The sequence below is a fragment of the Hydrogenophaga sp. genome (genome assembly GCF_051858985.1).
Taxonomy (GTDB): domain Bacteria; phylum Pseudomonadota; class Gammaproteobacteria; order Burkholderiales; family Burkholderiaceae_C; genus Hydrogenophaga.
This window is the reverse complement of the sequence record NZ_JBHYGM010000002.1, coordinates 610,270-634,547: the sequence shown is the minus strand read 5'-3', so window position 1 is coordinate 634,547 and position 24,278 is coordinate 610,270. Positions and strand designations below refer to the sequence as shown.

The 24,278-nt window shown below is 64.6% G+C and carries 26 protein-coding genes; 16 read left to right on the top strand and 10 right to left on the bottom strand.

Annotated elements, in window-relative coordinates:
• The first annotated feature begins 21 nt into the window (after nt 1-21).
• Nucleotides 22-822, top strand: coding sequence for an IclR family transcriptional regulator (locus ACTIEY_RS09470; protein WP_439518854.1), 801 nt, complete (start codon nt 22-24; stop codon nt 820-822).
• A 13-nt stretch (nt 823-835) separates the two neighbouring features.
• On the opposite strand, the gene ACTIEY_RS09465 is transcribed toward ACTIEY_RS09470, so the two are convergent.
• The 6 genes from ACTIEY_RS09465 to ACTIEY_RS09440 form a co-directional block, all read right to left on the bottom strand.
• Complete coding sequence (locus ACTIEY_RS09465) at nt 836-1,972, bottom strand: serine hydrolase (protein WP_439518853.1); 1,137 nt, start codon at nt 1,970-1,972, stop codon at nt 836-838.
• Nucleotides 1,973-2,190: 218 nt separating this feature from the next.
• Nucleotides 2,191-3,732, bottom strand: a complete 1,542-nt coding sequence (locus ACTIEY_RS09460) for a 2-isopropylmalate synthase (protein ID WP_439518852.1) — start codon at nt 3,730-3,732, stop codon at nt 2,191-2,193.
• A gap of 201 nt (nt 3,733-3,933) precedes the next feature.
• Nucleotides 3,934-4,743 (bottom strand): CDP-diacylglycerol--serine O-phosphatidyltransferase, encoded by an 810-nt coding sequence (gene pssA, locus ACTIEY_RS09455; protein ID WP_439518851.1) that lies wholly within the window; start codon nt 4,741-4,743, stop codon nt 3,934-3,936.
• Between the two features lie 201 nt (nt 4,744-4,944).
• Complete coding sequence (gene ilvC, locus ACTIEY_RS09450) at nt 4,945-5,961, bottom strand: ketol-acid reductoisomerase (RefSeq protein ID WP_439517214.1); 1,017 nt, start codon at nt 5,959-5,961, stop codon at nt 4,945-4,947.
• Nucleotides 5,962-6,014: 53 nt separating this feature from the next.
• Nucleotides 6,015-6,506 carry an acetolactate synthase small subunit gene (gene ilvN, locus ACTIEY_RS09445; protein WP_439518850.1) on the bottom strand — a complete coding sequence of 164 codons (492 nt, stop codon included), beginning with the start codon at nt 6,504-6,506 and terminating at the stop codon, nt 6,015-6,017.
• A gap of 114 nt (nt 6,507-6,620) precedes the next feature.
• The gene (locus ACTIEY_RS09440; RefSeq protein ID WP_439518849.1) at nt 6,621-8,396 is read right to left on the bottom strand and encodes an acetolactate synthase 3 catalytic subunit; all 1,776 of its coding nucleotides are present in this window, start codon (nt 8,394-8,396) and stop codon (nt 6,621-6,623) included.
• Between the two features lie 243 nt (nt 8,397-8,639).
• Between ACTIEY_RS09440 and ACTIEY_RS09435 the strand changes: the two genes are divergently transcribed.
• The 3 genes from ACTIEY_RS09435 to ACTIEY_RS09425 are packed head-to-tail and all read left to right on the top strand — an operon-like array spanning nt 8,640 to nt 10,194.
• On the top strand, nt 8,640-9,194 hold the full coding sequence (locus ACTIEY_RS09435; protein ID WP_439518848.1) for an RDD family protein: 555 nt from the start codon (nt 8,640-8,642) through the stop codon (nt 9,192-9,194).
• Nucleotides 9,191-9,610: a diacylglycerol kinase gene (locus ACTIEY_RS09430; protein WP_439518847.1), complete on the top strand. Its 420-nt coding sequence runs from the start codon at nt 9,191-9,193 to the stop codon at nt 9,608-9,610. Before ACTIEY_RS09435 ends, ACTIEY_RS09430 begins: the two co-directional genes overlap by 4 nt.
• Nucleotides 9,607-10,194 (top strand): TIGR00730 family Rossman fold protein, encoded by a 588-nt coding sequence (locus ACTIEY_RS09425; protein ID WP_439518846.1) that lies wholly within the window; start codon nt 9,607-9,609, stop codon nt 10,192-10,194. Before ACTIEY_RS09430 ends, ACTIEY_RS09425 begins: the two co-directional genes overlap by 4 nt.
• A gap of 4 nt (nt 10,195-10,198) precedes the next feature.
• Here ACTIEY_RS09425 and ACTIEY_RS09420 read toward each other — a convergent pair whose 3' ends face one another.
• Nucleotides 10,199-10,537 carry a P-II family nitrogen regulator gene (locus ACTIEY_RS09420; protein WP_056274681.1) on the bottom strand — a complete coding sequence of 113 codons (339 nt, stop codon included), beginning with the start codon at nt 10,535-10,537 and terminating at the stop codon, nt 10,199-10,201.
• A gap of 96 nt (nt 10,538-10,633) precedes the next feature.
• Here ACTIEY_RS09420 and ACTIEY_RS09415 point away from each other — a divergent pair, with 96 nt between their 5' ends.
• Entirely contained in the window at nt 10,634-11,647 is a 1,014-nt protein-coding gene (locus tag ACTIEY_RS09415; RefSeq protein ID WP_439518845.1) for an asparaginase, read from the top strand.
• Here ACTIEY_RS09415 and ACTIEY_RS09410 read toward each other — a convergent pair.
• A complete protein-coding gene (locus ACTIEY_RS09410; protein WP_439518844.1) occupies nt 11,644-13,338 on the bottom strand; it encodes an NAD+ synthase in 1,695 nt (564 codons plus the stop codon). The two genes, ACTIEY_RS09415 and ACTIEY_RS09410, sit on opposite strands and share 4 nt — an antisense overlap.
• Nucleotides 13,339-13,394: 56 nt before the next feature.
• On the opposite strand from ACTIEY_RS09410, the gene ACTIEY_RS09405 reads away from it, so the two are divergent.
• From ACTIEY_RS09405 to ACTIEY_RS09380, 6 genes are read left to right on the top strand one after another with little or no spacing between them, the layout of a single operon-like run.
• A complete protein-coding gene (locus tag ACTIEY_RS09405) occupies nt 13,395-14,576 on the top strand; it encodes a GNAT family N-acetyltransferase (protein ID WP_439518843.1) in 1,182 nt (393 codons plus the stop codon).
• Nucleotides 14,577-14,581: 5 nt separating this feature from the next.
• A complete protein-coding gene (locus ACTIEY_RS09400; protein ID WP_439518842.1) occupies nt 14,582-14,899 on the top strand; it encodes a hypothetical protein in 318 nt (105 codons plus the stop codon).
• Between the two features lie 18 nt (nt 14,900-14,917).
• Nucleotides 14,918-15,346: a bactofilin family protein gene (locus tag ACTIEY_RS09395; protein WP_439518841.1), complete on the top strand. Its 429-nt coding sequence runs from the start codon at nt 14,918-14,920 to the stop codon at nt 15,344-15,346.
• A 26-nt stretch (nt 15,347-15,372) separates the two neighbouring features.
• A complete protein-coding gene (locus ACTIEY_RS09390) occupies nt 15,373-15,894 on the top strand; it encodes a bactofilin family protein (protein ID WP_439518840.1) in 522 nt (173 codons plus the stop codon).
• A gap of 9 nt (nt 15,895-15,903) precedes the next feature.
• A complete protein-coding gene (locus tag ACTIEY_RS09385) occupies nt 15,904-16,227 on the top strand; it encodes a hypothetical protein (RefSeq protein ID WP_439518839.1) in 324 nt (107 codons plus the stop codon).
• Nucleotides 16,228-16,231: 4 nt separating this feature from the next.
• Nucleotides 16,232-16,639: a bactofilin family protein gene (locus ACTIEY_RS09380; RefSeq protein WP_439518838.1), complete on the top strand. Its 408-nt coding sequence runs from the start codon at nt 16,232-16,234 to the stop codon at nt 16,637-16,639.
• A 4-nt stretch (nt 16,640-16,643) separates the two neighbouring features.
• On the opposite strand, the gene ppa is transcribed toward ACTIEY_RS09380, so the two are convergent.
• Nucleotides 16,644-17,183, bottom strand: a complete 540-nt coding sequence (gene ppa / locus ACTIEY_RS09375) for an inorganic diphosphatase (RefSeq protein WP_439518837.1) — start codon at nt 17,181-17,183, stop codon at nt 16,644-16,646.
• Nucleotides 17,184-17,491: 308 nt separating this feature from the next.
• Between ppa and ACTIEY_RS09370 the strand changes: the two genes are divergently transcribed.
• A complete protein-coding gene (locus ACTIEY_RS09370; protein WP_439518836.1) occupies nt 17,492-19,555 on the top strand; it encodes a sodium-translocating pyrophosphatase in 2,064 nt (687 codons plus the stop codon).
• 40 nt (nt 19,556-19,595) lie between these two features.
• On the opposite strand, the gene ACTIEY_RS09365 is transcribed toward ACTIEY_RS09370, so the two are convergent.
• Nucleotides 19,596-20,186: a TetR/AcrR family transcriptional regulator gene (locus ACTIEY_RS09365; protein WP_439518835.1), complete on the bottom strand. Its 591-nt coding sequence runs from the start codon at nt 20,184-20,186 to the stop codon at nt 19,596-19,598.
• A gap of 102 nt (nt 20,187-20,288) precedes the next feature.
• On the opposite strand from ACTIEY_RS09365, the gene ACTIEY_RS09360 reads away from it, so the two are divergent.
• The 4 genes from ACTIEY_RS09360 (at nt 20,289) to moeA (ending at nt 24,231) form a co-directional block, all read left to right on the top strand.
• Nucleotides 20,289-21,119 (top strand): metal-dependent hydrolase, encoded by an 831-nt coding sequence (locus ACTIEY_RS09360; protein WP_439518834.1) that lies wholly within the window; start codon nt 20,289-20,291, stop codon nt 21,117-21,119.
• A 71-nt stretch (nt 21,120-21,190) separates the two neighbouring features.
• Nucleotides 21,191-22,306, top strand: a complete 1,116-nt coding sequence (gene moaA / locus ACTIEY_RS09355; RefSeq protein ID WP_439518833.1) for a GTP 3',8-cyclase MoaA — start codon at nt 21,191-21,193, stop codon at nt 22,304-22,306.
• Nucleotides 22,307-22,309: 3 nt separating this feature from the next.
• Nucleotides 22,310-22,933 (top strand): molybdenum cofactor guanylyltransferase MobA, encoded by a 624-nt coding sequence (mobA, locus tag ACTIEY_RS09350; protein WP_439518832.1) that lies wholly within the window; start codon nt 22,310-22,312, stop codon nt 22,931-22,933.
• Nucleotides 22,934-22,953: 20 nt separating this feature from the next.
• A complete protein-coding gene (gene moeA / locus ACTIEY_RS09345; RefSeq protein WP_439518831.1) occupies nt 22,954-24,231 on the top strand; it encodes a molybdopterin molybdotransferase MoeA in 1,278 nt (425 codons plus the stop codon).
• Nucleotides 24,232-24,278 lie beyond the last annotated feature (47 nt).

Here is a 24,278-nt window from a genome sequence, read left to right as displayed (position 1 = left end):
CGCGGTCAACCCACCGCACCCATGACCAAACGATCTGAAAACCTGGCCGCCACGCCCACCGTGCAGGTGATCGAGCGCATGTTCAACCTGCTGGAGGTGCTTGCATCCCGGGAGGATCCGGTCTCGCTCAAGGAGATCAGCGAGAAGACCGGCCTGCATCCGTCCACCGCCCACCGCATCCTCAACGACCTGACCATCGGGCGTTTCGTGGACCGACCGGAAGCAGGCAGCTACCGCCTCGGCATGAGGCTGCTCGAACTGGGGAATCTGGTGAAGGCGCGCTTGAGCGTTCGTGACGCAGCGCTGCTCCCCATGCGGGAACTCCACAAGCTCATCCAGCAACCGGTGAACCTGAGCGTGCGCCAGGGCGACGAGATCGTGTACGTGGAGCGCGCCTACAGCGAACGCTCAGGCATGCAGGTGGTGCGCGCCATCGGTGGACGCGCCCCGCTGCATCTCACCTCGGTGGGCAAGCTCTTCCTGGCCGACGACGAAGCACCGCGCGTGCGCGCCTATGCCACCCGCACCGGCCTGGCCGGCAACACGCGCAACAGCCTCACGCAGCTCCCCACCCTGGAGCGCGAACTCGCGCAGTGCCGTCAGGCCGGCCTGGCGCGGGACAACGAAGAACTGGAACTGGGGGTGCGCTGCATGGCCGCCGGCATCTACGACGACCAGAGCAAGCTGGTTGCGGGCTTGTCGATCTCAGCGCCGGCGGACCGCATCGACGAGAACTGGGTGCCCAAATTGCGCGCCACGGCGGCTGAAATATCCGCCGCGCTGGGCTGCCCCAAGGTACCGGTGCCCGCGGCAGCGCGCTGAACGCGCCCGGGCTTCAGCCCTGAGGCTGGTGGCGGGCCAGAGGCTGCGTAGTGCCGGTCTGAACTTCCACCCAGCGGCGCACGCGCTCGGCGTCCTGCATGCGGCTCACCTTGCCGGCCGAATCCAGAAACACCATGATCAATTGGCGACCGGCCACCTTGGCCTGCATCACCAGGCAACGTCCTGCTTCGGAGATGTAGCCGGTTTTCTGCAGACCGATGTCCCAATCGGGATTCTTGATCAGGCGGTTCGAATTGTTGTAGTGAAGCGTGCGGCGCCCCAGATCCACCTCGTAGCCGGGGGACGTGGAGAGGCTGCGCAGGATCGGGCGCTGGTAAGCCACCGACACCAGCGTCGCGAGATCGCGGGCACTGGACTGGTTGAGACTGGAGAGGCCCGTGGGCTCCACATAGCGCGTGTCGGCCATGCCAAGGGTTGCAGCCTTCTGGTTCATCAAACGGACGAATTCCTGCAGCCCGCCCGGATAGGTGCGACCGAGCGCGTGCGCCGCCCGGTTTTCGCTCGACATCAGTGCCAGGTGCATCATCTCGCCACGGCTCAGGGTCGTGCCCACGGCCAGCCGCGAGCGACTGCCCTTGACGGTATCGATGTCGTCGCCGGTGATCGTGATCATTTCGTTCATGTCCAGACCGGCATCGGCGACCACTAGGCCGGTCATGAGCTTCGTGAGCGACGCAATGGGCAACACCGCCGCATCGTTCTTGCTGAAGAGGACTTCGTTGGTCTGCTGGTCGATCACCAGCGCCACGCTGGAATTGAGCTCCAGCGGATCGTCATTGCCGCGCAAACCCAGCGTCTCGCCCATCGACGGACGGTGAACAATGGCAGCGCGAATCACATTGGAACGCGCAGAGGGCTTCTGCTTGACGGAGACCTTGTGCAGCGATGTGGTGCGTCCACCCGCCATCTGCACCTTCACGCGGGTGTTGCGAGCACTGACCGCCTTGACGGTCTTGCGAACCGGCGCCTTGGCCACTTTCGCCTGTGATTTCTTCACCACCACGGTCTTGCGCTGGGTGGCCTTCTGTGCGCTGGTCGACTTCTTGGACTTGGCGACCTTGGAAGTGCTGGTGGCCGCCTGGGTCGCGGTAGGCGTGCTCAATAGGGCCAGCCCCGCCGAAAGGGCCATTCCAACCAGGATTTTGTGAAACCGAACAACGCCCATGACTTTGACTCCACTCCAGCTAGATGCACCACGCTGGAGCGGAGTATAGACACCCAGAAAAAAACTAGCAATATCAAATGCTTGTAAAGTCTTCTTCAGTGATCGGTAGAACAGATGCTACTTTTGGCATCAATTCTTTCGTTCAGGAAGCGAAAATCAGCAAGTATTTGATTTCAAAGGATTTATCCTTGGGCCGCGACCCGGTCAGCCTTGCTGTGCAATTTGTTGAGGGCGCTCAGGTAGGCCTTCGCAGATGCCACCACGATGTCCGGGTCCGCGCCCACGCCGTTGACCACGCGGCCGCCATGCTGCAGACGCACGGTCACCTCCCCCTGGCTCTCGGTCGAACCGCTGGTGATGGCGTTGACCGAATACAGCACCAGTTCGGCACCACTTTTCACGTGGTTCTCGATCGCCTTCAATGAAGCGTCCACAGGCCCGTTGCCGTCGCTTTCACCCTGGATTTCGTGACCGTCGACCGTGAAAACCACATTCGCATGCGGCCGCTCCCCGGTTTCGCTGCGCTGCTTGAGCGAGACCAGCCCGTACTGCTCCTTTTCCGCGGTGACGCTTTCATCGCTGCACAACGCCAGGATGTCTTCGTCGAAGATCTCGCTCTTGCGATCAGCCAGCTCCTTGAATGCTGCGAAAGCGGTGTTGATCTCGCTCTCGGATTCCATCTCGATGCCCAGATCCTGCAGGCGCTGCTTGAAGGCGTTGCGGCCACTGAGCTTGCCCAGCACGATCTTGTTGGCACTCCAGCCCACGTCCTCGGCGCGCATGATTTCGTAGGTGTCACGCGCCTTGAGCACGCCATCCTGGTGGATGCCGCTGGCGTGGGCAAAGGCGTTCGCCCCGACCACGGCCTTGTTGGGCTGCACCACAAAGCCGGTGGTCTGGCTGACCATGCGGCTGGCCGGCACGATCTGCGTGGCGTCAACGCCGACGTCAAGGCCGAAATAGTCACGACGCGTGCGCACCGCCATCACGATCTCTTCCAGCGAGCAGTTGCCGGCACGCTCGCCCAGGCCGTTGATGGTGCACTCCACCTGACGCGCACCGCCGATCTTCACGCCCGCCAGTGAATTGGCCACCGCCATCCCCAGGTCGTTGTGGCAGTGCACCGACCAGATGGCCTTGTCGGCATTGGGCACGCGTTCCCGGAGATTCCGAATGAACTCGCCATAGAGCTCGGGAATGGCATAACCCACCGTGTCAGGAATGTTGAGCGTGGTCGCCCCTTCCTTGATCACCGCCTCCAGCACGCGGCAAAGGAAGTCGGGGTCGCTGCGGTAGCCGTCCTCGGGGCTGAACTCGATGTCGTCCACCAGGTTACGGGCGAAACGCACCGACTGCACGGCCTGCTCCAGCACCTGCTCAGGCGTCATGCGCAGCTTCTTCTCCATGTGCAGCGCACTCGTGGCGATGAAGGTGTGAATGCGGGCGCGTTGAGCGCCTTTGAGCGCCTCGGCCGCACGAGCAATGTCGCGGTCGTTGGCCCGTGCCAGAGAGCAGACGGTAGAGTCCTTGATGGTGTTCGCAATGGCGTGCACGCAATCGAAGTCGCCATTCGAACTGGCGGCAAAACCGGCCTCGATCACATCCACCTTCAGGCGCTCCAGCTGCCGCGCGATGCGCAGTTTTTCGTCCTTGGTCATGGACGCGCCGGGCGACTGTTCGCCATCGCGCAAGGTGGTGTCAAAAATGATCAGTTTGTCGCTCATCTCAGTGCTCCGGTGTGTCGCCTTGTGGGCGGCTCTTAGATAAACCTGCAGTCCCAAAACAAAACGGCCCGCTGCAGGTGCAAACGGGCCGTTGTGGAGGAAATCGCTCGCGCGTTACCAGACCTGCCCGTGACGGACACCCAGTAGTAGCGAAATCGAAATCTGGAACATAAACGCGAATGTAGCACAAAGGCTCGTCAATCAGTCATGCAGGCCGCGCTCATCGGGTTCGTCGGTCGACGTGCTGATCACGCTCGTGGGGCGGCCCTTCGACTTGCGCCAGAAGTACAGCGCGTAGCCCGACAAGCCATACACCACAAACAAGCCAAACAGCACCGTGGGTGGGTGGATGTTGATCACCGCGATGCCCAGCGCAACGAGCACGATGGCGGCAAACGGCACACTCTTCTTCAGACTCAAATCCTTGAAGCTGTAGAACGGCACGTTGGTGACCATGGTCAGGCCTGTGTAGAGCGTGAGGGCGAACATGAACCAGGTCACGTCCTGAGGCGGAATGCCCAGTTCTGTCATCAGCCAGATGAAGCCGGCCACCAGCGCTGCGGCCGCAGGCGAAGGCAGTCCCTGGAAAAAGCGCTTGTCGACCACAGCGGTGTTGACATTGAACCGCGCCAGGCGCAACGCTGCACATGCGCAGTACACGAAGGCAGCGATCCACCCCCACCGGCCGAGGTCGCGCAGCGTCCATTCGTAGGCGATCAGCGCGGGTGCAGCGCCGAACGAAACCATGTCGGAAAGCGAGTCCATCTGCTCACCGAATGCGCTCTGTGTGTTGGTGAGGCGCGCCACGCGACCATCGAGACTGTCGAGCACCATGGCCACGAAGATGCCGACCGTGGCGAGGTCGTAGCGGCCGTTCATGGCCATGACCACGGAATAGAAACCGCCAAACAGCGCAGCCAGCGTGATCATGTTGGGCAACATGTAGATGCCTTTGGCGCGCTTGGGGCGCTCGTCGCTGGGCGCCATGTGGGATTCGGTGCCGTCGTGCATGGTGTCTCTTGGTCGCCCGGGGAGCCGGGGATGTCGAAAAGCCCAGTGTAAGGCAGTCGCGAAAACGAAAAGGGCCACCGAAGTGACCCTGAACATGCGCCCAGCGAGCGTGGTAGCGGCGGGATCCGACGCCTGGCCGCCCCAAGTCGGATCAGCCCCCTCGGTGGGCAGCGACCCGCGCAGCGGTGGAGCGTGGGGGCATCAGTTCCGCGTCTGGTCCACGAGCTTGTTCTTGGCGATCCACGGCATCATGGCGCGCAACTGCGCACCCACCACTTCGATGCTGTGGTCGGCCGTGGTGCGCCGGCGCGCCGTCATGCTCGGGTAGTTGGTGCGGCCCTCGGCGATGAACATCTTGGCGTACTCGCCGTTCTGGATACGCTTCAAGGCATTGCGCATGGCCACGCGCGACTGCTCGTTGATCACCTCCGGCCCGGTCACGTACTCGCCGTACTCGGCGTTGTTCGAGATCGAGTAGTTCATGTTCGCAATCCCGCCTTCGTAGATCAGGTCCACGATCAGCTTCAGCTCGTGCAGGCACTCGAAGTACGCCATCTCGGGCGCATAACCCGCTTCCACCAGCGTCTCGTAGCCCATCTTGATGAGCTCGACCGCACCACCGCACAGCACCGCCTGCTCGCCGAACAGGTCGGTCTCGGTCTCTTCCTTGAAGTTGGTCTCGATGATGCCGGCCTTGCCGCCACCGTTGGCCATGGCATACGACAGCGCCAGGTCGCGCGCCTTGCCGCTCTTGTCCTGGTGCACCGCCACCAGGTGGGGCACGCCCCCGCCCTGGGTGTAGGTGTTGCGCACGGTGTGGCCCGGCGCCTTGGGCGCGACCATCCACACGTCCAGGTCGGCGCGCGGCACCACCTGGTTGTAGTGCACGTTGAAGCCGTGGGCAAAGGCCAGCGAGCCGCCCTGCTTGATGTTGGGCTCCACGTTGTTCTTGTAGACCTCGGCGATCTGCTCGTCGGGCAGCAGGATCATGACGACGTCAGCGGACTTCACCGCTTCCTTGACCTCGAGCACGTTCAGGCCGGCCTTGCCGACCTTGTCCCACGATGCGCCGCCCTTGCGCAGGCCCACCACCACCTTCACGCCGCTGTCGTTGAGGTTCTGCGCATGCGCATGGCCCTGGCTGCCGTAGCCGATGATGGCCACCGTCTTGCCCTTGATCAGGGAGAGGTCGCAGTCTTTGTCGTAGAAAACTTTCATGGGTTGCTCCAGTTGAAATGTGTTGTTCGGGTTGAAAAAAACGGGTGATTGTCTTACACGCGCAGGATGCGCTCGCCGCGGCCAATGCCGCTCGCGCCGGTGCGCACGGTTTCAAGAATGGCACCCCGGTCGATGGCTTCGAGGAAGGCGTCGTTCTTGCCCTGGTCGCCCGTGAGCTCGATGGTGTAGCTTTTCTCGGTGACGTCGATGATGCGACCGCGAAAGATGTCGGCCATGCGTTTCATCTCTTCACGCTCCTTGCCCACCGCGCGCACCTTCACCATCATGAGCTCTCGCTCGGTGTAGGAGCCTTCGGTGAGATCGACCACCTTCACCACCTCGATGAGCCGGTTGAGGTGCTTGGTGATCTGTTCGATGACGTCGTCCGACCCCGTGGTCTGGATCGTCATGCGCGAGAGGCTGGGGTCCTCGGTGGGCGCCACGGTGAGCGATTCGATGTTGTAGCCACGGGCGGAGAACAGGCCGACCACGCGTGACAGGGCGCCGGGTTCGTTTTCCAGCAGGACAGCGATGATGTGTTTCATGTGCGATTCCTCTTTTCGCCGCCCTCCCCTGCGCACGGTAATGCACAGGCTCGGCGGACAATAGATTCGTCTAGAGGGATGAAGCAGCGGGCTTGCGCTCGGCTTCGCGAAAAATCAGAGGTCTTCGGAACCCAGCAGCATCTCGGTGATGCCCTTGCCGGCCTTGACCATGGGGAACACGTTTTCCGTCGGGTCGGTGCGGAAGTCCATGAACACGGTGCGGTCCTTGAGCTTGCGCGCCTCGCGAAGGGCGGGTTCCACATCCTGCGGACGTTCGATCAGCATGCCCACATGCCCATAGGCTTCGGCCAGCTTCACGAAGTTGGGCAAGGCGTCCATGTAGCTGTGGCTGTACCGACCTTCGTAGTCGATCTCCTGCCACTGCCGCACCATGCCGAGATAGCGGTTGTTCAGCGCCACCACCTTGATCGGCGTGTTGTATTGCAGGCAGGTGGAGAGCTCCTGAATGCACATCTGCACGGAGCCTTCGCCCGTCACGCAGAACACCTCGCTGTCGGGCTTGGCGAGCTTGATGCCCATGGCGTAGGGAATGCCCACACCCATGGTGCCCAGGCCGCCGGAGTTGATCCAGCGGCGCGGCTCATCGAAGCGGTAGTACTGCGCCGCCCACATCTGGTGCTGACCCACGTCGGACGTGATGTATGTGTCGGCGTCCTTGGTCATGTTCCAGAGGGTTTCCACCACGTATTGCGGCTTGATCACGTCCTGGTTGCCGCGGTCGTATTTCAGGCAGTCCTTGGCACGCCAGGTCTCGATCGTGTCCCACCAGGCGGAGAGCGCCTTGCCATCGGGCTTGATGGCGCTTTCACGCACCATGTTGATGAGTTCGGTGAGCACGTCCTTGACGTCACCCACGATCGGCACGTCGACCTTCACGCGCTTGGAAATGCTCGACGGATCGATGTCCACGTGAATGATCTTGCGCTCGTTCTGCGCGAAGTGCTTGGGGTTGCCGATCACGCGGTCGTCGAATCGCGCGCCCACAGCCAGCAGCACGTCGCAGTTCTGCATGGCATTGTTGGCTTCGATCGTGCCGTGCATGCCCAGCATGCCGAGGAACTTGCGGTCAGAGGCCGGGTAGGCGCCCAGGCCCATGAGCGTGTTGGTGACCGGGTAGCCCAGCATGTCCACCAGCGTGCGAAGCTCGTTGGTGGCGTTGCCCAGCAGCACGCCGCCGCCGGTGTAGATATAAGGCCGCTTGGCTGAAAGCAGCAATTGCAGTGCCTTGCGGATCTGTCCACCATGGCCTTTGCGCACCGGGTTGTAGGAACGCATCTCCACCGATTCCGGGTAGCCGTGGTAAGGCACCTTGTTGAAGGACACGTCCTTCGGAATGTCGACCACGACCGGGCCGGGCCGGCCGCTGCGAGCGATGTGGAAAGCCTTCTTCATGACCATCGCCATGTCGCGCGCATCCTTCACCAGGAAGTTGTGCTTGACGATGGGGCGCGTGATCCCCACGGTATCGCACTCCTGGAAAGCGTCCAGACCGATCGCCGCCGTGGGCACCTGTCCGGTGACGATCACCATGGGGATGCTGTCCATGTAGGCCGTGGCAATGCCGGTGACGGCATTGGTGACGCCCGGGCCAGAGGTGACCAGTGCAACGCCCACATCGCCCGTGGCGCGCGCGTAGCCATCGGCAGCGTGCACGGCGGCCTGCTCGTGACGCACCAGCACATGCTGGATGGTGTCCTGCTTGTAGAACGCGTCGTAGATGTGGAGAACGGCGCCACCGGGGTATCCCCAGATGTACTTCACGCCTTCGGCCTGCAGGGCCTTGATGAGAATTTCCGCTCCGCGGAGTTCCTGGCTGCCCGCGCTGTTGGCGGCGGCAGCCGAGGCCAGTTCGGCCTTGCTGATTTCCATGATGAACCTTTCGAGAATTTCTCTGACGAAAAACCTTGGGTGCCTCTAGACCAACTCTTGTGGAATGGTTTCGAGACTTGAGACCAGTGGCCATGAGCGGACACATACTCCGCCGGACCCTGATCCGTTTGCCTGATTGAATGCAGCGCGCATTATCGCACTGCAACATCGCCTGTCGGCGGGGCACGCTGAAAAATTGGCTTCCGCAGGGTCGCCATGGCGCCGATGCGACAATTCCCGGACATGACCGCGACGATCGACACCTCTCCCACGTTTCCCCAGATGGCCCCCTCGCTGCGCCGCCGCATGGCCTGCTGGCTCTATGAAGGCATGCTCATGTTCGGCGTGGTGTTCATCGCCGGATACCTGTTCTCCACCCTGACGCAAACCCGCAATGCGCTGGACAACCGCCACGCCCAGCAGGCCTTCCTGTTCGTGGTGTTCGGCATCTATTTCACGTGGTTCTGGGCCAAGGGCCAGACGCTGGCCATGAAGACCTGGCACATCCGCGTGGTGAATCGCCAAGGCGGCGCAATCAGCCAGTCCCGCGCCCTGTGGCGCTACCTGCTGTCCTGGCTATGGCTGCTGCCGCCGCTGGCGCTCTCGTCTGCGCTGCAGACCTCCGGTGCCGAACTTTCTGTCCTGCTGGCGGGCTGGATCGTGGTCTGGGCGCTGCTCTCCCGATTTCATCCCGAGCGCCAGTTCCTGCACGATGCACTGGCGGGCACGCGCCTGGTCCATGAAGCGCCCGCTGCCCGCGTGCGGCCAGCCAAGCGCAGCACTGCTTCCACGCCATGACCGCCAGCGCGGAACGCGAACCCCCCAATGCGCAGAAGCAGCGAGGTGGACTCTCGCGCATGTGGCATGCGTTTGGCTACTCCCTGGCGGGACTGCGCGCGGGCTGGGGCGAGACGGCATTCCGACAGGAGGCCCTGGCCGCGATGGTGATGGTGCCGGCCGCGTTCTGGGTGGGCCAGACCTGGGTGGAAACGGCTTTGCTGGCGGGTTCCGTCGTCTGGGTGATGGTGGTGGAGTTGCTCAACACCGGGATCGAAACCGCCATCGACCGCATCGGACCTGAATGGCACGACCTGTCCAAGCGAGCCAAGGACATGGGCAGCGCGGCCGTGCTGCTCAGCCTGCTGGCGTGCGTCGTCATCTGGCTGGCCGCCTTGTGGTCGCGCTGGGGAGTTTCACTGCATCTCGCACCATGACCGAACCGACCTTTTCACTTTGCGTCTACTGCGGCTCCCGTCCGGGCAATCAAGGCGCCTTCTCCGAAGCCGCGCAAAGTGTGGGCGAGTGGATCGGGCATCGCGGTGGACAACTGGTCTACGGAGGCGGGCGCAATGGGCTCATGGGCATCGTCGCCGAAGCCACGCTGGCCGCCGGCGGCCGGGTGGTGGGCATCATTCCCAAGGCATTGGTGGAAAAGGAATGGGCACACCAGGGATGCACCGAACTGCACGTGGTGGACACCATGCACGAGCGAAAACGCCTCATGGCCGACCGTGCCGACGCATTCCTTGCGTTGCCTGGCGGCATCGGCACCTTCGAGGAATTCTTTGAGGTCTGGACCTGGCGCCAGCTGGGTTACCACGACAAGCCGGTGGGCCTGCTCAACGTGGCGGGTTACTTCGACGGCCTGATGTCGTTCATCGGCACCAGCGTCGAACATCAGTTCATGAACGAATGGCAGATGGGCCTGATCCGTGTGGGCAGCGACATCGCCACGCTGCTGCCCGCCCTCGTGCAGGATGCGGGCATGGCCTCCGAAGCCCGCATCGAGGAAATCTGAACGCTCAGACGGCGGTTTCGTCCTCTTCGCCGGTGCGGATCCGAACCACGCGTTCGACCGAGGTCACGAAGATCTTGCCATCACCGATCTTGCCCGTGCGAGCCGCGCGGATGATGGCGTCCACGCAGCGCTCCACATCCACGGTCTTGACCACGACCTCCACCTTGACCTTGGGCAGGAAGTCCACCACATATTCGGCGCCACGGTACAGCTCCGTGTGACCCTTCTGGCGTCCGAAGCCCTTGACCTCGGTCACGGTCAAACCGGTCACGCCCTGTTCGGCCAGCGCCTCGCGAACCTCTTCAAGCTTGAACGGTTTGATGACGGCGGTGATCTGCTTCATGGTTGTCTCCAGGGCAATGCGGGGTTTGTCGTCTGATTATGCCCAAGGCGTTCTGCGCCGTTCGTACACTCGGGCATTGCCTTCAAGAGACATCACATGACCCTCACCTCATTGCCGGTTCACGTGCCCCTCACCGTCACGTTTCGAGGCGGCCATCCCGAAAACGTGCACCACGGCTCGCTGGCGGTGGTGAACGCCCAAGGACAACTTCTGGCCAGTGTGGGCGATGTCCGCGCGCCGATGTTCACGCGCTCGGCGCTCAAGCCCTTCCAGGCCATGCCGTTGATCGCCCAGGCCGCCGATCGCCTGAGGCTGGAGGATGCCGATGTGGCACTGCTCTGCGCCAGTCACAGTGGCGAACCCGTGCACGTGGAACGCGCCGCCTCGTTGCTGGCACGCATTGGCGCGGACGAATCATCGCTTGCCTGCGGCACCCACGTGCCCTTCTTCTTCGGCGCCACCGGAAAGACGCCCGAGCCCGGTGCACAGTTCAACCGCCTGCACCACAACTGTTCCGGCAAGCACACCGGCATGCTGTTGCTCGCCGACTCACTGGGTGCGCCGCTGGCGGGCTACCTCGATCCTTCGCACCCAGTGCAGCAGGAGATCGCCCGCAGCGTCAGCCACTTCACTGGCGTGCCCGCGGACCAGCTCGTGCTCGGCATCGACGGCTGCAGTGCGCCCAATTTCGCCGTGCCGCTGCAGGCGCTGGCACACGGCTTCGCCCGCCTGACCCTGGCCGGACCTGACCCGCTGTTCGGCAACGCACCGCAGCGCGTCGCGCGTGCCATGAGCCGCCATCCCGATCTGGTCAGCGGACAGGGCCGCAACGACCTCGCCCTGATGCGCGCGGGGCGCAGCGACTGGGTCAGCAAGGTGGGCGCCGACGGTGTCCAGGCCCTGGCCAGCTTCAGCCGGGGCATCGGCATTGCCGCCAAGGTCAGCGACGGCCAACTGGCGCCGCTCATGGTGGCCTTTGTGTCCGCGCTGGACCAACTCGGATGGCTCGACGACGAGAGCCGCGCCGCGCTGGCGTCACTGATGCCGCCGCCGCTGAAGAACGCCGCCGGCATCGAGGTGGGGGAGATGCGCGCCGTGCTGAAGCTCTAAGCCCGGTACTTGCTCGTGATCGGGTAGCGCCAGTCCTTGCCGAAGCTGCGGTGCGTGACGCGAATGCCCACGGGTGCCTGGCGACGCTTGTACTCGTTGATGCGGATCAGGCGCACCACTTTGTCGACATCGGCGCGATCAAAGCCCGCGGCCACGATGCTCTCGGGGCTCTGGTCGTTCTCCATGTAGCGCTCGATGATGGCGTCCAGCACCGGGTATTCCGGCAGGCTGTCCTGGTCCTTCTGGTCAGGACGAAGCTCGGCGCTGGGTGGACGCGTGATGATCCGCTCCGGAATGGGGTTGGCACCGGTGCCGTACGGGTCGTGGGCGTTGCGCCAGCGGGCCAGCTTGAACACCATGGTCTTGGCCACGTCCTTGATCACCGCAAAGCCGCCAGCCATGTCGCCGTAGAGCGTGCAATAGCCCGTGGCCATCTCGCTCTTGTTGCCGGTGGTGAGCACGATGCTGCCGAACTTGTTGGACAGCGCCATGAGCAACGTGCCGCGGATGCGGGCCTGAAGGTTTTCCTCGGTGGTGTCCTCGGGCAGCCCGGCGAACTCGGTCGCCAGACTGGCCTTGAATGCCTCGAACTGCGGCGCAATGGCGATCTCGTCGTAACGCACGCCCAGGCGTGTGGCCATGTCGCGCGCGTCGATCCAGGAAATGTCGGCCGTGTAAGGCGAAGGCATCATGACCGTGCGCACCCGGTCCTTGCCGAGCGCGTCCACCGCAATGGCCAGCACCAGCGCGGAGTCAATGCCGCCGGAAAGGCCAAGGATGGCGCCGGGAAAGCCGTTCTTGCCCAGGTAGTCGCGCACGCCCAGCACCAGCGCGTACCACAGATCGGCTTCCGGGCTGTGCGCGCGATCGGTCTCCGCCGTGATCTTCCAACCCTCGCCTGTGCGGGCGAGTGCCACATCGAACAGGGTTTCCTCGAAGCTCACCGCGCGTCCGGCCAGCGCGCCCCCGGCGTCCAGCACGAAGCTGCGGCCTTCGAACACGATCTCGTCCTGCCCACCCACGAGGTGGGCGTACACCATGGGAAGACCCGTGGCCTGCACGCGGTCCCGCATGGTGGCTTCCCGCTCGCCGCCCTTGCCGGCGTGGAAAGGGGAGGCGTTGATGACGATCAGCAGATCGGCACCAGCCGCCTTGCAGTCGGCCGCGGGCGCGTCGAACCAGGCGTCTTCACAGATCAGCAGGCCCGCCTTCACCGGCCGGCCATCGTCCCCCGACACCTCGAACACGCACGGCGCGTGGCCTGGCACGAAGTAACGGCGCTCGTCGAACACCTGGTAGTTGGGCAGCTCTCGCTTGGCGTAGGTGTGGGTGATGCGACCTTCGCAGACCACGCTGGCCGCGTTGTGCAGATGCGCCACCGAGACGCTGCGTTCGCGCCGCAGCCCTGCGGCCTCCATCGGGCGCGCAGGATGCCCCACCACGATGTGCAGGCCTTTGAGGTGGGCGGTCTCACGCACCACGGTTTTGAGGGCATCATCGCAGGCATCGACGAATGCGGGACGCAGGTAAAGGTCTTCGGCGGCATAGCCGCAAATGGCGAGTTCTGGGGTGAGCAGCAGGCGCACTCCCCGTGCATGGGCCCGCTGCGCGGCGTCGATGATTTTCCGGGCGTTGCCCGCCATGTCGCCCACCACGAAGTTGAGCTGGGCCACGCAGATGGAGAGAGTCATGGGGTCTGGAAATCTGGCTGAACGGGCCGCGAAAGCGCGGCGGGCGGAGGCGTTGCTTGACTGAAAACGATTATGTCACCCGGGTTTTTCACTCGCCGGGGGACATTGCCCCTTCAACCTGGAATGCGCTGCTGGCCACCGAGCCCGACCCCAGCCCCTTCATGCGCCACGAATACCTGGCGGCGCTGCATGAGAGCGGCTGCGCGCGGGAAGCGGCGGGGTGGCAGCCCAGTTTCGTGACGCTGTGGAAGGGCGATGACCTCCAGGCCGCCTGCCCGATGTACCTCAAGAACCACTCCTACGGCGAGTACGTCTTTGACTGGGCCTGGGCCAATGCCTACGCACAGCAAGGTCTGGACTACTACCCCAAGGCGCTGGTCGCCGTGCCCTTCACGCCGGTGCCCGGCGCCCGGCTGCTGGCTCGGGACGAACACGCGCGCGCGGCGCTGGTCAGGGCACTCATCGGGCACGCCCGGGAAGAGGAGCTGTCCTCGCTGCACCTGCTCTTCACCCAGGCTCAGGACGTGGCCGCCGCCGAACTCGGTGGCCTGCTGCTGCGCCACACCGTGCAGTTCCATTGGACAAATGAGAGCCCCGCTGGCGGCCAGTACCTGAATTTCGATCACTTCCTGGCCAGCCTGCAGCAGGAGAAACGCAAGAAGATCCGACAGGAGCGCCGCAAGGTGGCCGAAGCCGGGGTGGGCTTTCGCTGGTCGCAGGGTGCCGACATCTCTCGCGACGACTGGGCTTTTTTCTACCGTTGCTACGAACGCACCTACCTGGAACACGGCAACGCGCCTTACCTCAACCGCGACTTCTTCCAGCGCATGGCGCAATCCATGCCCGAGAACTGGCTGATGTTCGTCGCCGAGCGTGAAGGTCGGCCCATGGCCTGCAGCCTGATCGGCATCGACCCCGAGCGGCGCGTTGCCTACGGGCGCTATTGGGGTGCGCTGGAACGCGTGGACTGCCTGCATTTCGAGGCCTGCTACTACCAGCCACTCGCGTGGTGCATCGACCACGGGTACCAGCGCTTCGAGGGTGGCGCGCAGGGCGAACACAAGATGGCCCGTGCCCTGCTGCCAGTGGCCACCACCAGTGCGCACTGGCTCGCGCATCCGTCGTTTGCCGAAGCGGTGGAGCGTTTCCTGGAACGCGAAGGTCAGGGCATCGAGCAGTACCTGGATCACCTCGCGCTGCGCAATCCCATCAAGCGCGACCCCGCTTCTATAAACTAGCTCGCATGGACGACACGGACGCCTTCTTCACCCAGACGATCGTCGGGCCACCCTTGTCGGTGCTCATGGGCCGTCAGCAGGACGCCGAACGACTGGCGGCCCAAGGTCTGGATGTCAACCTCGCCAGCGGGCACGCGCTGCTCAGCGCACGGTGGCAGGAATGGATCCTCCTCGGCCATGGAGCGTCAACCCTGGGCCGGCCCCGCCAGCGTCCTGGCGTCTGGCGCCGCCGCCTGGAGCGGCACGCCTTGTGGATCGCCCTCCTTGGCGTTCTGTGCCTGATCGTCTCGGCCGGCTTCTGGGTGGCTGTGAGTTACCGCTGAATCCCCCTCGCCCTTCCCATGGACCTCAAGACGCAGCAGGACACGCTGACCATCGATCCGATCGCGATGGTGGTGATCAACCGGGTGGCCGCTGGCAGTGTGCTCAGTGGCGATCTCGAATTCGAAGGCGGTTTGCTGGTACAGGGCGCACTCACCGGCAACATCCGCGTCCGGGGGCGTCTCATCATCTGGACGGGCGGCGTGGTGCGAGGGCGCGTCCAGGTGGACGACGATTTCTACCTCTTCGGCCAGCTCGGCGCCACGGGCGGCAGCGCGCACGACACCAGCCTGGAATGCCAGGGAATGGCCTTTGTGTCGAAAACAGGCGTTTCCACAGGCACCTTGATGGCGCGCCGGTTGCAGCTCTACGAAGGTGCAAGCTTGCAAGGCCCGTTCAAGACGCTCAAACTCGGCGGCCAAGGTCCGTCACCCCAAGACAGAGCGTGATCCGCACCGCCTCACCACTGCCATCCATGAACGACTCCTACCAGGCTCCCGATTTCGACCCGACCGCCGTCGCCTACCCACCCAGCTTGCCGACGCCTTATGGCCAGTCGCTGCAGGTGCAGGTGGGCAATGCCCTGCCCTCCACAGCGAGCGGGGGTCCGCCCCAGGTGCAACCGGTGGTATTGACCGATGCCATTCAAGGCTTGCCCTCGCGCAGCATGGTTGCCGAGGGCATGCAGTTCACGGGCAACGCCCAATTGCGCGGCCCATGCAGCATCGCCGGAGTGGTCGAGGGCAACCTTACCCAGGCAGCAGGTTCCGAAGCTGCGGTGGTGGTCACCGAAACCGGACGCGTGAAAGGCGACATCACGGCAGTGAAGATTTCCGTGATGGGCCAGACCGACGGCATTCTGGATGCCGGCCAGGGCGAGGTGTCGCTGCACGACACGGCCCGGGTGCAAGGAGTCATCCGTTACGGCCGCATCCAGGTCAATGGCGCCGATCTCAACGCCACGCTGGAACGCGCCTTGCCGACGGGCCAACAGTGAAACAGCGCCGTGTCGCTCGACCCCCCGGATTCCCGCGCCCTGCGTCCCGATGCCGAGGCCTTGCGCCAGGCGGCCCTGCGCGCGAGCTGGACGCGCGACCGCCGGGTGGCGCGTCGGCGCGTGGCCATGCGCTGGCTGGCCTGGGCGTTCTGGCGCTACGGACTGGCCCTGCTGATGGTGATGGCGTTCGCTGCTGCGGTGGCGGCGTGGATGCTGAACGTGTCTCAGGCCGGCCTCCGTTCGCCTCGCTTCACGGTCGTGCCGGCCCCATCCGTCACGGACGCTGCGTCTCCACGTTCTACCGAAACCCCTCCGAACCGTCAGGAACCCTGAACCCATGAACGCCCAACCGACCCCCTCGCGGCTCGTGCCGAGCGAGCGCCTGAACGCCATCACCAGCCTGATTGCAGAAGGCTCCGCGTTCGAAGGCCACTTCCAGTCCAGCCGGGACCAGGGCATCAAGGTGGACGGCCATCTCAGTGGCAACATCAGCTTCGAAACCGGCGGCACGCTGCACGTGGGGCCCACGGGGGTGATCGAGAACACCCGCCTGGAAGCGGACTATGTGTTCATAGAAGGCAAGGTGACCGGCACCGTGATCGCGCGCAAGGCGCTCGAGATCACGGGTTCGGCCACGCTGATGGGCGACGCCAGCTACGACGAGCTGATCGACATGCACCCACGCGCGCGGGTGCGCGGCAAGATTGAGTACCGCGGCGACCTGGGACCGACCGCCGCGGTGTGACGCTTCAAGCCTTCTGCGCGCGTTCGTAGTTGGCGATACCGTCCAGGATTTCCTGGTGTGCGGCGTCCTTGCCCTCCCAGCCCAGCACCTTCACCCACTTGCCAGGCTCCAGGTCCTTGTAGTGCTCGAAGAAGTGCTGAATGGTGTTCAGGCGCATCGGGTTCAGGTCCGAGGGCTTCTGCCACTGCGTGTAGATGGAGAGGATCTTGTCGATCGGCACGGCCAGCACCTTGCCGTCCTCGCCCGCCTCATCCTGCATCTTCAGAATCCCGAGCGCGCGGCACGGCACCACCACGCCAGGAATCAGCGGCACCGGCGTGATCACCAGCACATCCACCGGATCGCCGTCGCCCGAGATCGTCCTGGGCACGTAGCCATAGTTGGTCGGGTAGTGCATCGCGGTGCTCATGAAGCGGTCCACGAAGATCGCACCGGTTTCCTTGTCCACTTCGTACTTGATGGGGTCCGCGTTCATCGGAATTTCGATGATCACGTTGAAGGATTCAGGAACGTTGTTGCCGGGCGTGACGTTGTCGAGTGACATGTTCGAGGGGAGGTTGGTTGAAAACGGTAGCGCGCCACCCGCACGGATGGCCGCCTGACAGCCGGAACGTCGCGCAAAGCGAGCCGACCGCCTAGGATTTACCCTGATTTTACTGATTCCAGGCTGACTTCCTGTTGCGGCCAGCGTGCATTTCGCCCGATTGGGGCTAAATTCGATCCGTTGGCCAATCGCCCTGTTTGTGCGCTGCTTCTGCAGCGCGACCGGCAGCGAGGAAGCAACGCAGCGGGGGCAGCCCCGGAGGCGTTGCCCCCTCCAAGTCGAACATTTGAAACAAGCAGGAGTCTTTCATGGTTGGACAAAGTGCGCTGATATTCGCGCTGGCCTGTGGGCTGGTGGCCGTCATCTACGGGTTCTGGTCTCGCAGCTGGATCCTTTCGCAGGACGCGGGCAACGCCCGCATGCAGGAGATTGCCGGAGCGATCCAGACCGGCGCCGCGGCCTACCTGGCGCGGCAGTACAAGACCATCGCCATCGTCGGCGTGGTCATCACCATCCTCATCGGTTTCTTCCTGGGCACCACCACTGCCATCGGTTTCGTGCTGGGCGCGGTGCTCTCGGGCGCGTGTGGCTTCATCGGCATGAACATCTCGGTGCGGGCCAATGTGCGCACCGCGCAGGCTGCCACCAAGGGCATCGGCCCGGCGCTGGACGTGGCCTTCCGCGGCGGCGCCATCACCGGCATGCTGGTGGTAGGACTGGGGCTGCTGGGCGTGGCCGGCTTCTTCTGGTTCCTCGTCGGCAACGGCAACCTGACGCCCGACAAGAACCTGGCTGCGCTGCTGAACCCGTTGATCGGTTTTGCCTTTGGCTCCTCGCTGATCTCCATCTTTGCGCGACTGGGCGGCGGCATCTTCACCAAGGGTGCGGACGTCGGCGCCGACCTGGTGGGCAAGGTCGAGGCCGGCATTCCGGAAGACGATCCCCGCAACCCGGCGGTGATCGCCGACAACGTCGGTGACAACGTGGGCGACTGCGCCGGCATGGCCGCCGACCTTTTCGAGACCTACGCGGTGACGCTGATTGCGACCATGGTGCTCGGCGCGCTCATGGTGGCAGCCGCACCGATGCAGGCCGTGCTGTACCCGCTCGTGCTGGGCGGCGTGTCCATCCTGGCGTCCATCGTCGGCTGCTTCTTCGTCAAGGCCAGCCCGGGGATGAAGAACGTGATGCCCGCGCTCTACAAGGGCCTGGCGATAGCCGGCGTGCTCTCGCTCATCGCCTTCTGGTTCGTCACCGGCTGGATCATGCCCGACAACGCCATCACCGCCACCGGCAGCCAGTTGCGCCTCTTCGGCGCCTGCGCCGTGGGCCTGGTGCTCACTGCCGTGCTGGTCTGGATCACGGAGTTCTACACCGGCACGCAGTATTCGCCGGTCAAGCACATCGCGCAGGCTTCCACCACCGGTCATGGCACCAACATCATTGCCGGCCTGGGCGTGTCCATGCGCTCCACGGCGTGGCCGGTGCTGTTCGTGTGCGTGGGCATCATGGCCTCTTACCAGCTCGCGGGCCTGTACGGCATTGCCGTGGCCGCCACTGCCATGCTGAGCATGGCGGGCATCGTGGTCGCGCTGGACGCCTACGGCCCCATCACCGACAACGCCGGTGGCATCGCCGAGATGGCAGAGCTGCCGAGCAGCGTGCGCGACGTGACCGACCCGCTGGACGCCGTGGGCAACACCACCAAGGCAGTGACCAAGGGCTATGCCATCGGCTCCGCCGGCCTGGCCGCCCTGGTGCTTTTCGCCGACTACACCCACAAGCTGGAGACCTACGGGCACCAGATCAAGTTCGACCTGAGCGACCCGATGGTGATCGTGGGCCTGTTCATCGGCGGCATGATCCCCTATCTGTTCGGCGCCATGGCGATGGAAGCCGTGGGGCGCGCCGCGGGCTCGGTGGTGGTGGAAGTGCGCCGCCAGTTCAAGGAAATTCCCGGCATCATGGAAGGCACGGCCAAGCCCGAATACGGCAAGGCGGTCGACATGCTGACCACGGCGGCCATCAAGGAGATGGTGATTCCCTCGCTGTTGCCAGTGGTGGTGCCGATTCTGGTGGGCGTGTTCCTTGGACCGAAGGCGCTGGGTGGCCTGCTGATGGGCACCATCGTCACCGGCCTGTTCGTGGCGATTTCCATGTGCACCGGCGGCGGCGCCTGGGACAACGCCAAGAAGTACATCGAAGACGGCCACCACGGCGGCAAGGGCAGCGAGGCCCACAAGGCCGCCGTCACGGGTGACACCGTGGGCGACCCCTACAAGGACACCGCAGGCCCGGCTGTGAATCCGCTGATCAAGATCATCAACATCGTGGCGCTGCTGATCGTCCCGCTGCTGCCGCTGGCGGCCTGATCTGCTCCAGACGCTTCAAAGGCCCGCGCAAGCGGGCCTTCTACTTTTGAGCGCCTGCGAGCAATCGCACCACCACGCTGGCACCCGGGGTCAGGCGCTCGAGTTCGGCGGCCTCTCCGCGCTCGATCGCCTGGAGCACGAGCTCGTGGATGCCGCCCACCGCCGCCATGGCCAGCGCAGGCGTGAGAGCGGAACGGTCCTGGATGGTCTCCAGCATGAAATCGGCCAGGGACTGCATCACCTCCCGCCGCACGGCGGCGCCGACCTCGCCGAGCTGGTGAATCTCGACGAACAGCATGCGAACCAGTTGCGGACCCGCCGCCAGGTGCGCGAGGTAGGCGCCCAGCGCGTGTTCCACCTGGTCCTGCCAGGGCTGGGTGGGATCCACGGCCTCGCGCAGGGTGCGCAATGCCGACGCGCTCGCCGCGCGGTAAAGGGCCAGGAAACAGTCGTCCTTACCGGTGAAGTGCTCATAGAAGGTGCGCTTGGACACCCCCGCCTCGGCCACCACCGCGGCAATGGAGGCTGCCGCCAGTCCCTGGCTGGCCGCCACATGCGCCATGGCCTCCAGCAGGCGGCTGTGGTGGTCGTTTTGCGTCTCGTCGACGTGGCTCGGTTCCCGGGTTTTCATGACACGGCATCTTAGGCCCTGGCTTGACAGGACACCTTGCAAGGGGCACGATGCGTCCAACTGGTACCACGCGGTACCAAACCAACTCCCTCCTCTACCGCCATGACCGAACTCGTCGTCCGCCGCCTCCTGATCGACCTCGAACAACCCGTGCAACGGCACTGGTGCTCGGGCGATCCTTTCCTGACTGCCTGGTTCAACGCGCTCTCGATGAGCTTTCCCGTCGGCGAACAGTTCTTCATCGACTCAGTGCGCGAGGGTCTGAAGGCGCTGCCCGCTGATCAGCAAGCGCCGCTTCGCGCGGAGGTACAGGGTTTCATTGGCCAGGAGGCCACGCACCGGCGGATCCATGCGCTGTTCAACGCCCGGATCGAGCAACACGGCCTGGTGAACGCCTGGGCGCCTCGCGCGGATGAGCGCATGAAGTTGCTGGAGGGCACCGACCCGCGCCACAGCCTGGCCATCACCGCCGCCAACGAGCACTTCACCGCCCTGTTTGCCGAGTGGATGCTGTCCCATCACCAGGTGCTCGATGGTTGCGAGCCGCGCCTGAAGACCCTGTGGCTCTGGCACAGCGCCGAGGAAGCAGAGCACAAGTGCACCGCGTTCGATCTCTACCAGGCGCTGGGGGGCAGCCATGCGTGGCGCGTCAAATGGATGCGGCGCATCACGCTGGTGTTTCTCACCGACGCCCTTCGGCAGACCGTGAACAACCTGCACCGCGACGGCACGCTCTGGCGCTGGAGCACCTGGCGCAGCGCGGCACGGCACATGCTGGGTCGCGAAGGCCTTCTGCGCACCTGCTACCAGCCGTGGCGTGCCTACTTCCGCGAGGACTTTCATCCCGCCCAGCAAAGCAGCGACCTGTCGGACAACTGGCTGCGCGACCACAGCGATCAGTACATTCCGGTGGGTCGGCCCGCGGCCGCCTGATCCCACGCCGGTACCGAGGCGACAGGCCGGGCAGGCATGCACCACCCAGTACCCTCGCCCATAATCGGCGCATGTCCGAACGCGTCATTCCCCTGATCGATCAGCGCCTGATCACGCAAGCCGTGCCCATCCCCTTGCAGCCGATCGCGGCCACCGGCCTGCTGGGCGATGCGCTGGGCCGCCCGTTGCGCGACCTGCGCATCAGTGTGACCGACCGCTGCAACTTCCGTTGCAGCTACTGCATGCCCAAGGACATCTTCGACAAGGACTACCCTTACCTGCCACACAGCTCCCTGCTTACCTTTGAAGAGATCACCCGGGTGGCGCGCCAGTTCGTGGCGCACGGTGTGCAGAAGATTCGTCTTACCGGCGGCGAGCCATTGCTGCGAAAGAACCTGGAAATCCTGATCGGGCAGCTGGCCGAGCTGCGCACCGTGGAAGGCCAGCCGCTGGACATCACCCTGACCACCAACGGCTCGCTGCTCGGGCGCAAGGCCACGGCCTTGAAGGCCGCCGGATTGCAGCGCGTCACCGTCAGCCTGGACGGCCTGGACGACTCCATCTTCCGCGCCATGAACGACGTCGACTTTCCCGTGGCCGACGTTCTGCATGGCATCGAGGCGGCGCAGGCCGCCGGCCTGGGTCCGATCAAGGTCAACATGGTGGTGAAGCGAGGCACCAACGACCACGAGATCCTGCCCATGGCGCGCCACTTCAAGGGCAGCGGCATCGTGCTGCGCTTCATCGAATACATGGACGTGGGCGCCACCAACGGCTGGCGCATGGACGAGGTGCTCCCCAGCCGCGAGGTGGTCCAGCGCATCCACCGGGAGCTGCCCCTCGTCCAGCTCGATCCTTCGGCTCCGGGGGAGACGGCCGAGCGCTGGGCCTATGCGGACGGTTCCGGGGAGATCGGCGTGATCAGCAGCGTGACCCAGGCCTTCTGCCACGACTGCAACCGAGCACGCCTGTCCACGGAAGGCCAGCTCTACCTCTGCCTGTTCGCCAGCCAGGGACACGACCTGCGGCACCTGATCCGAGGCGAAGCGACCGACGAAGAACTCGCCAGCGCGATCGCTGCCATCTGGCAGGGCCGCAGCGATCGCTATTCGGAACTGAGGGCGACCCTGCCTCAGGACACATCCACCGGAAAACGCCGCGTGGAAATGAGCTACATCGGCGGATGACCCATGATCAACGCACCTGACATCACCGGCATCGTGCTCGCAGGCGGGCGAGGCTCCCGCATGGGCGGCGTGGACAAGGGCCTGCAGAACTTCAATGGCACGCCGCTGGCGCTGCACACCCTGCTGCGGCTGCAAATGCAGCAAGGCGGCCTGCTGAGCGAGCAGATGATCAACGCCAACCGCAACCTGGCCGCCTACGAAGCGTTCGGCGTGCCTGTCTGGCCCGACACGCTGACCGACTACGCCGGACCCCTGGCGGGCTTCATGACCGGCCTGGAGCGCTGCGAATCGCCCTACCTGCTCACCGTGCCCTGTGACACACCCTTGTTCCCGCTCGATCTGGCCGAACGACTGGCCCAGGCCTTCGACGACGACAGCACGGAAATCGCCATGGCCGCCGCGCTGGAAGAAGACGGCCAGTTGCGCCCCCAGCCGGTGTTCTGCCTGCTGCGTCGAGAGCTGCTGGAGAGCCTGGTCGAATTCACCCAGGCGGGTGGTCGCAAGATCGACCAATGGACCGCCCGCCATCGCACGGTGATCGTGCCTTTCGATCAGCCGGGCGACGAGCCGCGCGCCTTCTACAACACCAACACCCTGGCCGAGCTGCACGCGCTGGAAAAGGGCTGAGCGCTCCTACCGTGGTTCCCATGAAATCCATCGAGCAGATTGCCGCCGAACTGCAGGGCTACGACCCCAAGGCGCTCAGCGCCGATCGCGTCAACGAGTTTCTGACCCACCTTGTCGAGCCCGTCACCGAAACCCAGGACATCGGCGTGTTCGATGCCCTGGGCCGCGTGCTGGCGCAGGACGTGATATCGCCCCTGAGCGTGCCGCCGCACGACAACTCGGCCATGGACGGGTTTGCGCTCGACAGCCGGCAACTTCGCCCTGATGAATCGCTGCGCCTCAGAGTCGTCGGCACCGCCTTCGCGGGCAAGGCCTGGGTTGGCGACCTGGCGCACGGCGACTGCGTGAAGATCATGACCGGCGCGATCATGCCCAAGGGGCTGGACACGGTGGTGCCACTGGAGTTCGTGCAGGTGACTGGTGAGCACATTGAAATGCCGGCGGGCGTGGTGCGTGCCGGCGACAATCGCCGGCTGCTGGGCGAAGACCTCATGGCGGGTCAGCCCGCTCTGCGAAAAGGCCAGAGCCTCGGTCCCGCTGCCATCGGCCTCATCGCCAGCGTGGGACTGCCCACCGTCCGCGTGTACCGCCGCGTGCGCGTGGCCTATTTCTCCACCGGCGACGAAATCCTCAGCCTGGGAGAGGCGCCGCGCGAAGGCGCGGTGTACGACAGCAACCGCTACACGGTGTTCGGCCTGCTCACGCGCATGGGTGTGGAGGTGATCGACATGGGCGTGGTGGGCGACGAACCCGCGCTGCTCGAGGCCGCGTTTCGCGATGCGGCCACCAAGGCCGACGCCATCATCACCAGCGGTGGCGTGAGCATGGGCGAGGCGGACCACACCAAGGCCATGATGAAGCAGCTGGGCGACGTCGCCTTCTGGCGCATCGCCATGCGCCCGGGGCGCCCGATGGCGGTGGGCCGCATCCAGGAAGGCAGCAGGTCCTCGTTGCTGTTCGGCCTCCCGGGCAATCCGGTGGCGGTCATGGTGACCTTTCTCGCCTTCGTGCGGCCTGCACTGCAGCAGCTCATGGGCGCAGTGGCGAGAACGCCCGTGCTGCTGCAGGCCCGCAGCACTGAAGCCCTGCGCAAGAAACCAGGCCGCACCGAATACCAGCGCGGCATCGTCACACGCGGTGCCGATGGCCATTTGAGCGTGCGAATCACCGGCAACCAGGGATCCGGCGTCCTGAGTTCCATGGTCGAAGCCAACGGCCTCATCGTGCTGCAACATGAGCAGGGCAACGTGGCCGCTGGCGACACGGTGGACGTGATGATGTTCGACGGCGCGATTTAAGTGCCCACACGCTGCGCCGCTGCGCGAGTCGCGGCCCCCGCGCGGGA